The sequence below is a fragment of the Bacillus pretiosus genome (assembly GCF_052947655.1).
Map to the genome: position 1 here is coordinate 2,772,443 of NZ_CM129593.1, position 13,706 is coordinate 2,786,148.

Annotated in this window: 14 protein-coding genes; 4 read left to right on the top strand and 10 right to left on the bottom strand. The window is 33.1% G+C overall.

Annotation, left to right across the window (positions count from 1 at the left end; genetic code table 11):
• Positions 1 to 158: 158 nt before the first annotated feature.
• Positions 159 to 791: a spore coat protein gene (locus tag ACU8YW_RS14225; RefSeq protein WP_426934312.1), complete on the bottom strand. Its 633-nt coding sequence runs from the start codon at positions 789 to 791 to the stop codon at positions 159 to 161.
• An 828-nt stretch (positions 792 to 1,619) separates the two neighbouring features.
• Here ACU8YW_RS14225 and ACU8YW_RS14230 point away from each other — a divergent pair.
• Complete coding sequence (locus tag ACU8YW_RS14230) at positions 1,620 to 2,051, top strand: GNAT family N-acetyltransferase (RefSeq protein WP_426934313.1); 432 nt, start codon at positions 1,620 to 1,622, stop codon at positions 2,049 to 2,051.
• Positions 2,052 to 2,298: 247 nt separating this feature from the next.
• Positions 2,299 to 2,472, top strand: a complete 174-nt coding sequence (locus ACU8YW_RS14235) for a hypothetical protein (RefSeq protein WP_088063741.1) — start codon at positions 2,299 to 2,301, stop codon at positions 2,470 to 2,472.
• 119 nt (positions 2,473 to 2,591) lie between these two features.
• On the opposite strand, the gene ACU8YW_RS14240 is transcribed toward ACU8YW_RS14235, so the two are convergent.
• Together ACU8YW_RS14240 and ACU8YW_RS14245 are read right to left on the bottom strand one after the other, a co-directional pair.
• Positions 2,592 to 3,362: a GNAT family N-acetyltransferase gene (locus tag ACU8YW_RS14240; RefSeq protein WP_087983809.1), complete on the bottom strand. Its 771-nt coding sequence runs from the start codon at positions 3,360 to 3,362 to the stop codon at positions 2,592 to 2,594.
• 259 nt (positions 3,363 to 3,621) lie between these two features.
• The gene (locus ACU8YW_RS14245) at positions 3,622 to 4,401 is read right to left on the bottom strand and encodes a BC_2878 family exosporium-associated protein (RefSeq protein WP_088608843.1); all 780 of its coding nucleotides are present in this window, start codon (positions 4,399 to 4,401) and stop codon (positions 3,622 to 3,624) included.
• A gap of 253 nt (positions 4,402 to 4,654) precedes the next feature.
• On the opposite strand from ACU8YW_RS14245, the gene ACU8YW_RS14250 reads away from it, so the two are divergent.
• Complete coding sequence (locus tag ACU8YW_RS14250) at positions 4,655 to 4,975, top strand: hypothetical protein (RefSeq protein ID WP_046954336.1); 321 nt, start codon at positions 4,655 to 4,657, stop codon at positions 4,973 to 4,975.
• A gap of 54 nt (positions 4,976 to 5,029) precedes the next feature.
• Here ACU8YW_RS14250 and ACU8YW_RS14255 read toward each other — a convergent pair whose 3' ends face one another.
• The 5 genes from ACU8YW_RS14255 to ACU8YW_RS14275 form a co-directional block, all read right to left on the bottom strand.
• A complete protein-coding gene (locus tag ACU8YW_RS14255; protein ID WP_446893961.1) occupies positions 5,030 to 6,565 on the bottom strand; it encodes an MDR family MFS transporter in 1,536 nt (511 codons plus the stop codon).
• A 23-nt stretch (positions 6,566 to 6,588) separates the two neighbouring features.
• Positions 6,589 to 7,296 (bottom strand): cytoplasmic protein, encoded by a 708-nt coding sequence (locus ACU8YW_RS14260; RefSeq protein ID WP_088063743.1) that lies wholly within the window; start codon positions 7,294 to 7,296, stop codon positions 6,589 to 6,591.
• Between the two features lie 18 nt (positions 7,297 to 7,314).
• Positions 7,315 to 8,025, bottom strand: a complete 711-nt coding sequence (locus ACU8YW_RS14265; protein ID WP_088063744.1) for a bactofilin family protein — start codon at positions 8,023 to 8,025, stop codon at positions 7,315 to 7,317.
• A 13-nt stretch (positions 8,026 to 8,038) separates the two neighbouring features.
• Positions 8,039 to 8,662: a YhbD family protein gene (locus ACU8YW_RS14270; RefSeq protein ID WP_087980731.1), complete on the bottom strand. Its 624-nt coding sequence runs from the start codon at positions 8,660 to 8,662 to the stop codon at positions 8,039 to 8,041.
• Positions 8,663 to 8,821: 159 nt separating this feature from the next.
• Positions 8,822 to 10,558, bottom strand: a complete 1,737-nt coding sequence (locus tag ACU8YW_RS14275) for an ABC transporter substrate-binding protein (RefSeq protein WP_426934315.1) — start codon at positions 10,556 to 10,558, stop codon at positions 8,822 to 8,824.
• A gap of 101 nt (positions 10,559 to 10,659) precedes the next feature.
• On the opposite strand from ACU8YW_RS14275, the gene ACU8YW_RS14280 reads away from it, so the two are divergent.
• Positions 10,660 to 11,886, top strand: coding sequence for an MDR family MFS transporter (locus ACU8YW_RS14280; protein ID WP_088063746.1), 1,227 nt, complete (start codon positions 10,660 to 10,662; stop codon positions 11,884 to 11,886).
• 75 nt (positions 11,887 to 11,961) lie between these two features.
• Here ACU8YW_RS14280 and ACU8YW_RS14285 read toward each other — a convergent pair whose 3' ends face one another.
• Both ACU8YW_RS14285 and ACU8YW_RS14290 read right to left on the bottom strand, forming a co-directional pair.
• On the bottom strand, positions 11,962 to 12,630 hold the full coding sequence (locus ACU8YW_RS14285) for a YjgB family protein (RefSeq protein ID WP_097906653.1): 669 nt from the start codon (positions 12,628 to 12,630) through the stop codon (positions 11,962 to 11,964).
• A gap of 16 nt (positions 12,631 to 12,646) precedes the next feature.
• On the bottom strand, positions 12,647 to 13,504 hold the full coding sequence (locus tag ACU8YW_RS14290) for a gluzincin family metallopeptidase (protein ID WP_088063748.1): 858 nt from the start codon (positions 13,502 to 13,504) through the stop codon (positions 12,647 to 12,649).
• Positions 13,505 to 13,706 lie beyond the last annotated feature (202 nt).

Sequence of the window (13,706 nt, forward strand, 5' to 3'; positions counted from 1 at the left end):
TAAATTTTACTATTTTGCAGTTTTCCACACTTACTTTCCCATTAATATTGAATATTAATTCAGTCATAATAAGAATTCCAAGCTTGTACCACATATTACAACAAAAAATATTTACTTAGAGTGAACCCTTATAGCTAAATATAAACAGATTAGAAACATTATAAAATGTTTAGTTTAACTAATAAAGCTAATAAAATTTGAAGGAGAATTTGAACATTCACTGCAATATCTGTATCAGTAGTTGTTACGGTTACGTTTCTGGAATTTTTAATAAATGTTTTTTGTCTATTAATTTGTTTAATAGATGATTTTTGAAATAATTCTTGTGTTATTTTATCTGCCTTTTCACTATCTGCTATAGAAATACTTACTACAACCACAATAGCTGCTTGTAATGCCGCTTGAATAGATAGCGCAGCTTTTGTATCTGTAGTAGTAACTTGTACATCTGCTGAATCAACTATTTCAATATATTCCTCAGAAACTTGATCGATTTCATCTGCTTGTATAGCTTCTTCTAAAAAATTTGAATTTTTACTAAATGAATAAGAATTTAATATTTCGGAATCCTGTCTTATTAATTCAGAGTCCCCTTTTTTTGGTTCGCAATCCTGTTTTATTAGTGCAGAATCCCCTTTTTTTGGTTCGCAATCCTGTTTTATTGGCTCAGAATCCCCTTTTTTTGGTTCGCAATCCTGTTTTATTGGCTCAGAAACTCGTTTTTTCGGCTCAAACTCCCGATTTAATGGATCTCGGTTTTTCTTTCTTCTACAAACTTCACAATCACACATAAAATCACCCCTTGTAGTCTAAAAAATTAGCAATATGACAATATTGGCTAACTACTAGCATTTTATGTATTTTAAAAAATATTGTTTGGACAAGTAACTTGAATTTTTATTTTATTTCTAATTCTTTTTTCTAATAACAAAAAGCTGCCTTCTAATAGGAAGACAGCTTTGTTTGTGACTATTCTAGAATAGATTTCATACAATATAATTTTTCCTTTCTTATAACCTAAGCTCGTCACTTTAGTTATAAAAATATGAGTATATCCTATAGCCTTTTTGAGGAACCATCCATAATTTATTTCAGAAAAAGTGCTTTGTTTTACTGAAAGGTAGTTGAGGAAACAACCGCCTATTTATTTAAAATAAAATAAAACTTTTATATAAAGGCCCATAATTAAATACACTTAACTTCATATGATATATTGCATCCTTTCTTTTTAGAATGAGTAGTCGTTACTGAAGGGCACTTTTCGAAGTGCTCTTATATTTATATCCCTTTTTTTTTCTGGAGGATTTTTATCACTCAGACTGATGATTACCACTTTTCCTTAATAGTTTCAATTAATACAGTAGCTACTAACCCTATAAACTCTATACGCTTAAACAATAATGCGTTACCGAACGCATGAACTAATTTTCATTTTGACTATGTAACACTAAATTCACAAGGTTATTATCCTCTGTTTGGTGAAGCTATCATTTCAATACCAACAAACCCACACCTTCAACTAATAACTTAAACAAATGTGCTATAGCTAGTTTTTTTTGATATAGCATCTTACGTTCTATATACTGAAGATAGAGCTAGTATTCTGAAGGAGGGTGTATATGAGTATTCAACTAGCCACATCTAATGATTTAGAATGGATTAATAATCAATATGACTCAATAGGTTTTGTAAGAAGTGATTTAAAAAGGGATAAAGTTGCAATTATTACTTACAACAACGAGTATGCAGGTGTTGGCCGATTAGTCCAAATAGATGAAGATACGATAGAAATGGGCGGGATTTTTATTCTCACTAAATTTAGAGGCCTACAATTAGCTGGGGAACTTGTTTCATTTTTAGTAGAAACTGCGAAGAAATTACAAGTACAACATGTATACTGTCTTCCTTTTAAGGAATTACAAAACTTTTATAAGAAATATGGCTATACTGAGGTTGATACTACGAAAGAAGTAGTTCATCCAATTATTCTAAAAAAATATAATTGGTGTTTAGATCATTATGATAAGCATGTTTTATTATTTAAGTTGTAAGTATGCCTAAAGAGAGCGTATACAAAAATATAAATTACTAGACCACTCAAATAATAACCGTACTTTATTTGGTCACCATCAGCTTCTACAAGTTATACAATTACTACATACGTTTCCTTTTTCCACTAACCTTACTTTTGTATAAAAGATTATTTTGTTTAAAATTACCTTAATTCGTATTCCAATAAACTAATCTGAAGGTGAATTCCTATATAATACAATTAAGTAATTAAAAGGAGCGTTATTCATGATAGATGTAATAAGACTCGTTATCTTTATTGTAGTTGCAATTGGTGCTATTTTTAACATTTACCTAGAATTTAAAAAACCTAAAAAAAGTATATACTCAATCGTTTTTTTATCAGTACTCTTTATCGGTGCCTCAGGTTTAATCAAAGATATTTTATCTAAACTTTTATAGTTATTGGATTAAAAATTACTGTTCTGTCAATAATGTAAGTAACATGATTGTATTTCTCCATTCTGCTTTGGAGAGGAGCAGTTAGCTTTTGCTAGCTGCTCTTTTATTTAAAAATGATTTCATCTATTATCCACAAAATACGTATCATATGCCTTATCAAAAACATATCCTAGTTTTTCTGCCAGTTTAGCAGACGTAGTATTCGCAGCATCCCAGTTTGGATATATCTCTTTTTCTAAGCAGGCCAAGATTAGCGCTGCACTAACTATAGTCGCCAACCCTTTTCTTCTATGATTGTGATCAGTCGCCACTTCAATTTCAATCCCATTATCATAAATGCTATACGATGATGCACCGCATACAACTTCACCTTGGTACAAAATACTATACCCTATACCTCGTTTTAAATAATCTTCTACTGATTGAAATTGACTTGTAAAATCTTCAGAGACCTTATGTAGTGTAGGGATATTTACGATATGTTCATCTATTCTTCGTAACTCGTATCCTTTTGGAAGCGCTGATATAAAAGATTGTAATTTTGAACGATTAAAAACTTCCGCATTACGTTTGAATTTATAGCGTAAAAACTTATCTATTTTTCTTTCGTAAAATGTTTCTAAACGCTTTTTCCACTCTTCACTATTTACGATTACTAACATTCTATCAGGAATGTTACGTAGTAATTCTTCTGTTTCTTTCCTATTTGGATCCCCAGCATAAAATGTGAAAATCCCTACCGTAACTTGCGCTACTGTTGGGTTTTCAAGATCATTTACCCAAGCAGTACCCATATGTCCTTGTAAATAAGAAAGTAAAACAACGTTATTGAAATCCTCGAACATAGTAACTAATTTTTCTCTCGTATGTATACTCGCTTCATATATCATTTACATTCCCGCTTTCTTTGGAATCAGTTTAACTCTACTTTTCATATATAAACAAAAGTTTATTAAACTATATATAATCGTAAAATATTCGTAAATATAAAATTATTATAACATCTAATAAATAGTAAGCGACTGTCCTGTATAAAGGTTAACAGTAAATATACTTAATAATAATTTGCAATCTACATGTAACCGATTATCATCTTTTATTATGTAATAGCCCTCAATACTCGTTTGAGGGTTCATTTAAATACGTATGTTATAACTCATTCTTATAAATATATGATTCTGTTCCTCCATTTTTATATACTTTAGTCAATTTAACAACTGACTTGTACGTATTATTGTCATTCGTCACCATCTTTTTCATATCTTCTATTTCAGCATTACCAGTTCCACTCTCGATTTTCAAACAGTTCGAAATGTTGAGGTATCCACTCGATGCGAAAAGAATAATAAACGTAAGATCAGGGAAATTAATGAACAGTATTCCAAACTTTAAAGGATTCGTAGTCGTATCAGATAAAACTAATAGAAAGTTTAATAGTTCCGGCACTTGAACAAAATCTTTAGAAACAATCGCTTCACCTATTATAGTAATTTGCTTTACGACATTCCCCATCTCATCTATAAATTCAGTACAACTAGGTGCATCAATTGTTTTTGCTTGTAGTGATAAATTCAATTCTGGATTGTAAAAGTCAAAAAAGAGTGTACTACCCTCTGTTAAACATTGTGGACAAACATTTCCAAGTAAACTAAAATCCTCTTCAATAAATTTAACTTTCGTTTTACAACTACAAACTTTTCCTATTCGAATTGCATCAATCCTAGAGCAATCTACAAAGATAACCTCATTGTCCTCTTGTACGAAGGATACGATACCATTCCTCTTATTAAATGAAAGAAAATAAGATACTACAATTTCGTTTCCGGCGATTACAATACTCTCAACTTTTGTAAAAGGCTCTAGACTTCGCAAAAATTCACAAATACTATTTTGGCAGCATTGATAATTTCGTTTCGGCTCACAATCCACTTACACTCCATCTCTTCCCTATATGTTTTATCTAATACATATACTATGAACGGAGTATAAAAAAGCTTGGACAATATAACTTTAACTCAGGAATATAGGTACTTACTTATCACATTAATAATGAAATTACGCCAATAATGAGTAATAGCACATAAATTTCCCTATAAATACATATAACAATTTCATCTTTCATGAAAAAAACGTTATAATAAGGTGTAGCCTCTACGATTACGTTATAAAGGAGAATAAAACAATGGCTAAAATTAAAGTATACCAAGCAAAAGAAGAAAATATGGATGCAGTAAAGAACATCATTGATGTTGAGGAACAAAACCCAACTACTGAAAACTTACAAAATCTATATGCATGTGTATTAGAAACAGAAGATATGGCATTGCCTGAATCATACATTGAAGAAGATATCTTAATTGATTCTATGGAAGTTATGGTTAACGCTTCTCAAAACAAACTAAGAGACTTAGGTGCATACGATGTAATCGAAGTTCAAAACAAAGGTAAGAAAACACAAATTTTATTATTAGCAGACGAAGAATACGAAATTATCGAAGGCTAATCTAAATCCGTACATACGAAAAAGCTCCTTTCCAATTGGAAAGGAGCTTTTTCATTACGCTTTTGATGTTTCACTCTTTTTATTCGTTTGCTGTTTCTTAATTACCATACGCTCATTTCCCATAAAGAAAATAAATATGAATGCTAGACCTGCTGGTACTAATGCCCACATAAATGTTTGAACAATGGAGCTAGAAAGAGCGTCAATAATTTTATCTAATATGTGCGGCGGGATTTGAGATCTTGCCGATTCTGATAGAATAGCTCTTGAATCTCCTAAAGCGTTTGTATTCATTCCTCCGCTCATACCTTTAAAAGCTTCTTCTAATTGATCTTGGAAACCTGTTCTTTGAATCATTCCGAAGATTGTAATACCAAGTGTCATTCCTAATGAACGAATGAAATTACTCGTTGAAGTTGCAGATCCACGCTGTTCCATACCGAAGTTGTGAATAGCTGCCATACTTAGTACAGAGAATGAGAAACCTACTCCAAATCCAATAATAATCATATAAACCGTTAATAATATACGACTTGTTTCTGGCGTTAATGTGCTTAATAAGAATAGTCCAATTAGCATAATAACAGCAGAAATAATCATAATGTTTCGGTAGCTAAGCTTCGTCGTTAAAAATCCACCTAACTGCGCTGTTACGACTGATCCTAACATCATCGGTAAAAGTAATAATCCTGAGTTTGTTGCGCTACCACCGTATACACCTTGAATGAATAACGGTATGTATACAGTTGCTGACATGAACGCAGCACCGTAACATAATGCAATAATGGTACTCATTCCGAATAAACGTTGTTTAAACATTTCAAATGAAATGATCGGTTCTTCTACTTTACGTTCAATAAAAATAAATGCAATAATTAAAATAGCGAATCCGCCAAATAAACTTAAAATAAAGTTAGAATCCCACTCATACTTTTGTCCACCTAGTTCTAAAGCAAACATTAGCGAAACTACTGCACCAACTAAAGTAATTGCGCCAAACCAATCAATTTTTTGCTTTCTATGAACTCGTGATTCTTTATAAAAGAATGTAATAAAAATAAGTGCTAAAACGCCAAGCGGTAAGTTAATGTAAAATACCCAGTGCCAGCTTATGTAATCTGTAATATACGCACCAAGCAGCGGGCCAAAAATACTTGATAAACCAAATACTGCTCCGAATAATCCACCCATTTTCCCGCGCTTTTCAGGAGGGAAAATATCAAAAACGATAGTAAACGCGATCGGCACTAATGCCCCGCCACCAATACCTTGAATGGCACGATAAATACCTAACTGTGTAATATTTTCAGCAGTACCACAAAGTGCCGAACCAATCATAAAGACGATTAAACCGAAAATAAAGAATCTCTTTCTACCATACATATCTGATAGTTTTCCGAATATCGGCATACCTGCCATTTCTGCGACCATATAGGCAGAAACGACCCATACAAAGTTTTCAAGGCCTCCTAAGTCACCAACAATCGTTCCCATCGCTGTTACGACAATGGTATTGTCCATTGATGCCATTAAAATACCTAGCAATAAGCCCGCCACAACAAAGCCGAGCTTATTATTCTTCTCAACCATAACCTTGCTCTCCCTCGTACTACTTATATTTGTTTATGTTCTTTTACAACTGCATTACCTTTTTGATTAAAACTAGTATGATATTCTACAACACTAATTTCACATCCTGGACCAATGGTAACGTTATTTCCTCGTACTACTTCAGCAATCGTATGCTCTAAATAAATTTCATCTCCTTCAATGATAGACGTTTGGAGGCTTCCAGCATGACTTGTAAATGGAATAAATCTCGCTTTTTTACGAACGGTAATCTTTTTACCGCCGATTTCTCTCACTTTGCTGCCTTCATAACGAAGTGAAATTTCAATATTTTCAGCATTAAGTAATCCATCACTTTCAAGGCCACCAGTTAGTGATAGTTCTTCAACTTCAATATCTCCTTTCACATTTAAAGCGCCTTTCACATCTACGAAATCACCAGTAAACTTCCCTTTAACTTCTATCATACCTCTTACTTTCGTTTTTTCAATATGGGCATCACTATTCATTTGTGTATTTCCGTATACTTTTACATATTCCGCATCTACATTTCCTTGTACTTCACTATCTCCATACACGACATAATTTTTCACTTTCATATTACCGCGCACTTCACTCGTGCCGTACGTTTTAAATTCATTACAGCTCATATCATTAGAAATCGTTCCTTCACCGCGAATATTCACTTTGTTATAATCCCCACCTGCTGAACTACCAGAGCCATTGACAGTAAGACTATGTTGATGTTCCATATTACTTTCTCCCTCCCATTAAACCTGCTTCATTTCTTTTACATTTGCGCTTTTATCGACAGTAAGAACACCCGTATATTCAATGAGTTCAATCTCACAGTTCGCTCCTACTGTCACATTGTTTCCTCTTACCGTTTTTATGTGAGCATAATCAATATCAATATTGTCACCTTCTAATAGTTCAGCCTCTAACTGCATACCAAATACTGATTTAAACAGTCTACTAAAAGTACTTAGTCTATGTTTTACTTTAATCGTTTGACCACCAATTTCTTTCGCTCGACATGTACCGTGAATATTAATATTTATTTCATCGGCACTTAATAATCCACCAATTGTAAATTGGCCTTCTGAAGAAAAAGTATCCACTTCACAATTACCATCAATCGTCGCTTGACCATTGACTTTAAACTCTTCACCAGTTACATTTCCACCTATCGTACCTTTTCCTGCAATTTTCAAACTGTTCGCCTTCACATCTTGCGTAATTGTTGCTTTTCCATCAATGCGCATCGTTTCCGCGTGTACTGTGCCATCGACTTTACCCGATCCACTAATTCTCGCATTGCTACTTTTCAAATTTCCAGTAACAGCACCATATCCGTTACATTCAAATTGGTCACATTCAATATTTCCATTAACAGTCCCTTTTCCATTTAATTGCACTTTATGAAACTCGCCGCCATTCGATGAACCGTAACCATTTATAATCAAATTATCTGTACGCATACTTTCTCCTCCACTACAACAGTTTCGTTTTTAATGCTTCGGTATATTTCATAATCGCTTCGCGTAAAACAATTTTGGTACCTTTTTCAAAAATTAAATCGTCCACGTTTGAAACTAAGAAACATGTAGAAATCCCTAACTTTCGGACGATGATTAAGTCACAAGTTTTATGCTTAATTGCTTCATAATTTTCACGTAAAACTTGCAAGACCATTTTTCCTTCTTCTAAACTAATCTCTCCCGATTGTAGTAACTCTTCTAACATATACACATAAAGAATATCTACAAATTGAAACTCTGTTGTTTTATTCGTTTGTTCTATGAAGAATTGTAAAACTGGCTCTGATGCAATTCCTTTACGTAAGACGTCTTCTTTTGTTAAAAGAATTTCTCTAACACTCGGTGAAAACATATTTGCTAGTTCATCAAGTGATAAATCTTCTTTCATCGTTTGGATTTTATCAATACGCTCTAATATCTTTTCTTTCGGAAAAAATGTCTCTTGACCCGTGAATGTTGACTTTCGTACAAACCAATCTTCCGGTATTAAATTTTTTCTTTTCCACCTATATAACTGTCCGTATGAAATACCAGTTAGTTCTAATAAATCTTTTTTTGAAATTAAATCTGTACTCAACTGTATAACACTCCTTCCTGACAACAATGTAACATAACACTGTTACGCTGTAAATAGACTTTTATCGTAAGTAGCGTAACAATGTGTAAAACAACCCTGTTTCACACACGAAAAAAAGGCTCTTACACATCATGTAAAATGCGTAAAAGCCCTTATTTATCAACATGTAAACCATATTTCATAAAAATCAATCCACCCTTGTGAATTAATCATTATATTTTGTACTTTTTCGTGAGAAGTTACTTGTTGTTTGTTACGATATAAAGGAATAATATGAATGTGACGTAACAAAGTGTCCTCAATATCGCGTAACAATGTAACTCTATTCTCTAAATCTTCTTCTTTAAAATAAGGGAAGAGCTTTTTATGAAAGTCCATGCTGCTTTGCCCATGAATAAAACTATTTTTTGTAAGAAACATATATAGCAGACTATCTTCTATTCGTTCGCTAATCGTTGCACTATCATGCATCATATCAGCCTTTTGTATCGTACTGATTTCCAATAACTCTTCAACTTCAAGAAAATTAGTTTCTACACGAATCCCATACTTCGCACACTCTTTCTGAATCCATTGTGCATCTTCTACATGATCTTGTCCTGTAAATGTGTAGAGTTGTAGCACTTCATGATGATACATACTCTTTTTCACTAAACATTCTATCTCTTCCTTAATCTCTACTTTTCTTTCATTTGCTAATATTAGTTTCTTAGCCACTTCTCCACGTTCTCCGCCGAGTTCTTGAACAATCCTATCGCCATGAATGATTTTATGTAGTGCCTTTCGAAACAGCTCATCTTGCATTGGTCCTTCTTTTACAAGATTGCACGTTACATATGTCACGTTCGATTCAAGCCGAGACAACTCTTTATTAGGCTTTTCTTTATCTTTATATTGCGCCTTTACTAACACGTCATACGTATTTACATTTTGCTCTACATTCATTAGTTCAATTCGGTCAAGAAAAGGTCTTTCACGATAATATAAATCATGCACTTCTAAAACAAATAATTGTGCATTTTTCTCGCGTAATATAAAAGGTCCTGTACCAATAAAGTTTCCTGCTTCATCTTCATTTACGATAGAACACTGTTCTGCACTTAGCATATGTAAAAACATCCTATTTTCCGTATGTAATTGAATTTCAACAACAAATTCATCCACTGCACGGACATTTTCAACATGTTGCAACATCCATGCGTGTGGGTTGTTTTCCGCTTTCATAAATCGATTCAATGAATGTATAACATCATGTGCGGTAAGTCGTTTTCTATTATGAAGATGAATACCTTTTCTTAAATAAAATGTCCAAACCTTTTCAGCGTCATTATATTGCCAGTGAAAAGCAAGTCTTGGCTCTATACAATTTGTTTCCTCATTCACATATACGAGTGTATCAAAAATATGTTTAACCATATGACATTCTGAGCGCATCGTAGCGTAAACCGGATCCAAAGCGATGTCTAGATTCATTTGTACTTGCAACCGAAGTACATCTTTTCTTCCTTCTGGTGTCCTTTCTATTTTATGACCAAATATGGAATCTATCCAAGCTTCATACTCTTTCTTTACTAATGGAAATTGTGAGCTGTAGCGTTCCACAAATGAGATTCCACTTTTCACATCCCCTTTTTTCGTTAGTTCTTTTCCTCTGTCTAAAATTAATATCATCGGTTGCTTTTGAAATATTAATTTAGAGCGATTCCCTCTCCCCCGCCCTGGAAACCAAGCGATCCAATTTAACTCTTCTAATTTTTTTATTATTAATTTACTATTACGCTCCGTACAAAATAAAGTTTCTGCTATCATTTGTACGGTAACTTCTAATTGTTCTCCTTCTTGTCTACCTTTACCATAGGCACACCATAGTTCAATATATTGATTTAAAATAAACATCATAATCCCCCTAAAAGGTGAAAAATAACCCCTTTTGTTTCTACCCTTTTTCCACTCCTCCTTTCATCTTATCATTTCAATATAGAAAGGAGGAATTAATATTGAACAATCTCATACTACGTTATAATAAACCCATTATTATTAGACTGTGCGGCGAATTATTAACCCGAACGACTGAATCTATGTTAGCTCTCATTATGATTATTTACGTTAATAAAATGTTAAACGGTAATATAATAATAACTATGCTCATTTTCGGACTACAACCTCTCTCAGACATTGTATTTACACTTATTGCTGGAGGGGTGACTGATAAATATGGGCGAAAGAAAATTATGTTAATCGGCTTATTGCTACAAGGCGTTGCAATCGGTAGCTTCATCTTTGCTCAGTCTGTTTTTATATTTGCTTTGCTTTACGTCATAAATGGGGTTGGCCGTTCCTTATATATTCCCGCTCAACGTGCACAAATTGCTGATTTAACAAAACAAAAACAACAAGCAGAAATTTTTGCTCTTTTGCATACGATTGCTGCAATTGGTTCCGTAATCGGTCCAATAATTGGTGCTATATTTTATCATACTCACCCTGAATATTTATTTATAATGCAAAGCATTACACTTATGGTATATGCAGTAGTTGTATGGACGCAGCTTCCAGAAACCGCTCCAGTATTTACAAAGCCAAAGCAAAAAGTTGAAGTATCATCTTCAAAACAATTTGTAAGCAAACATTACGCCGTTTTAGGACTTATGATTACTACACTCCCTATTAGCTTTTTTTATGCTCAAACTGAGACAAATTATCGCATTTTCGCTAAAGATATATTTCCAGATTTCGTATTCATGCTCGCTTTTATTTCAACATGCAAGGCTACAATGGAAATCTTCCTGCAAGTTTTCCTTGTGAAATGGTCTGAACGATTTTCTATGGCGAAAATTATTCTTATTTCTTACACCTGCTATACAATAGCTGCAATTGGCTACGGGATTTCAACAACAATCACGTCACTATTCTTCACATTACTCTTTTTAGTCATTGGGGAAAGTATCGCCTTAAACCATTTACTTCGATTCGTTTCAGAAATCGCTCCTACAGATAAGCGTGGATTGTATTTTTCAATTTACGGGTTACATTGGGATATATCTCGTACGTGCGGTCCTGTTATTGGTGCGGTTTTATTAAGTAAACTTAACGGTAGTATACTATTTTATATTTGTACTTGTTTCTTAATAGCTGGAGGCATTATGCAAGCGCTGTTTGTTCAAAGTGTAGAACGTAATAAAATAAAAAAAGACATTTCGGAGCATACCCCTCATATTTTATAAGCTGCTTTCCTTTTCCTTTTAACAGTAAAAAGAAGGATGTCACAAAGTTTTAAGACTTTGTGACATCCTTTTTCATCACCCTGCCATTTTATTAATACTATCCTCTGGTGAAAATACAGAAATATGATTAACTTTACCTGTCGATTTTGGAATAATGAATTTCAACTCAAACTGATTGTTCACTTTATATACATATATTTTATCTTCCCCATTCACTTTAACTGAAGATGATTTTCCTAATACTTTCTCTATTTCTTTTAATGTAATTGATTTTAGCTCTGCATGATAGGAGCGTACATCAAAAACTTGTGATCCTTTATTAAAACCGAAGGAAACATTTTTATTTATAAAGGTAGCGTACATTCCGTTTTCTGCTTGTTCCGTTTTATCTGCTTTTCCCCACGCTTTTTCTATTTCTTCAATATCTCCTGTATGAGCTGCGAACGGAACATTAGGTACTTTTCCTTCTTTCGCTAGTTCAAACAATTCTTTCACATGGTTAATTGATTTTTGATTGATTACTGTATCTTTCGAGCGTGAATTTGTACCTGATTTTGTTGATCCTTCATTATTTGATTTTGCTTCAGGCTCTTTCTTTTCTTCAGAAGAATTATTTTGTTCGTTTTTACTATTTTCCGAAGTTGGATTTGTTTCCTTTTTTTCGTCTGTCCCTTTACATGCTACTAATGCCAATAGGCATGTAAAAGCGAGAAATAACATAGCTATCTTTACATACACTTTCATACATTTCAGCCCCCTATTATAATCTTATTCCTTTCGATAACCAATCCATTACGCTACTTTTCAAATTATATTTGTTCCAAAAAATAAATGCTTCACTTTCTCCTAGTGCTTGTACAACATCCTCTACAAAAGCTGTTCCTAAAAAATAACCCATTCGGTTGTATCCAAAGTATTGTCCGCCAGATAACCGGAACCACTCTTTCTCTTTTTCGAACGTCCATCCTTCTATATAATCTTCCAAAAAACGATTCTTTATTTGTTTTTCATTTTCTATATAGCATTGTAACCAACGTTCACCATCATTGTTATATGAGTAGTACACTGATTCATTTACACCTTTTATAATTTGCTTTGATAAATATGTTGCAACACCTTCACGATACAAAGTAACTGCCGCGTCAGTCCACTCAGCTTTTGTCCAATCCATTCCATCATTTTGTAACATAACATTATGATATATATGTCCTATTTCGTGAGCGACAATAACACGAAGGTGATTTACATCTGGAGATAATTTTTCTGCCGCAAAAAAGATGTCTCCAATAATTTCCCTTTCTACAAATGCATTAGAGCCAAAAGCTCCAACAAATAAATGAAACTTCATATTTACATCAAAGTTATAATTATTATGATATTCATTCGTTATCTCTTGAATAATAATCGGTAATGTTTCTGCAATGATATGAATATCTTCTATTTTTGCGGGATATCGTTTAATGGCATTAGAAACTCGTTCTCTCGTATATGGACAATGATACTTAAAGTATTCTTCAAATATCTCTGGATGCGAAGTAAAGTATTGGTTGAGGACTGCTAATTCTACATCGTTACTTTCCCATAATTTTAAAAAACTTGGAATTGTATTATTTATCATTTTTTCCATCTCCTTATATATCCCTTCTCGCCATTTACACTGCAATCCTTCCTGAAACGTAGAAAAAGCAACAAAGAAAGATGAGTCTTCTTTGTTGCTTTTTCTGTTTAATCAAACCATTTATCACCATCAGAAATCCATTTACCATAATGCAAACCATAACATTCATCATAATAATAAAAAAAAGCTATCCAAAAAGGAC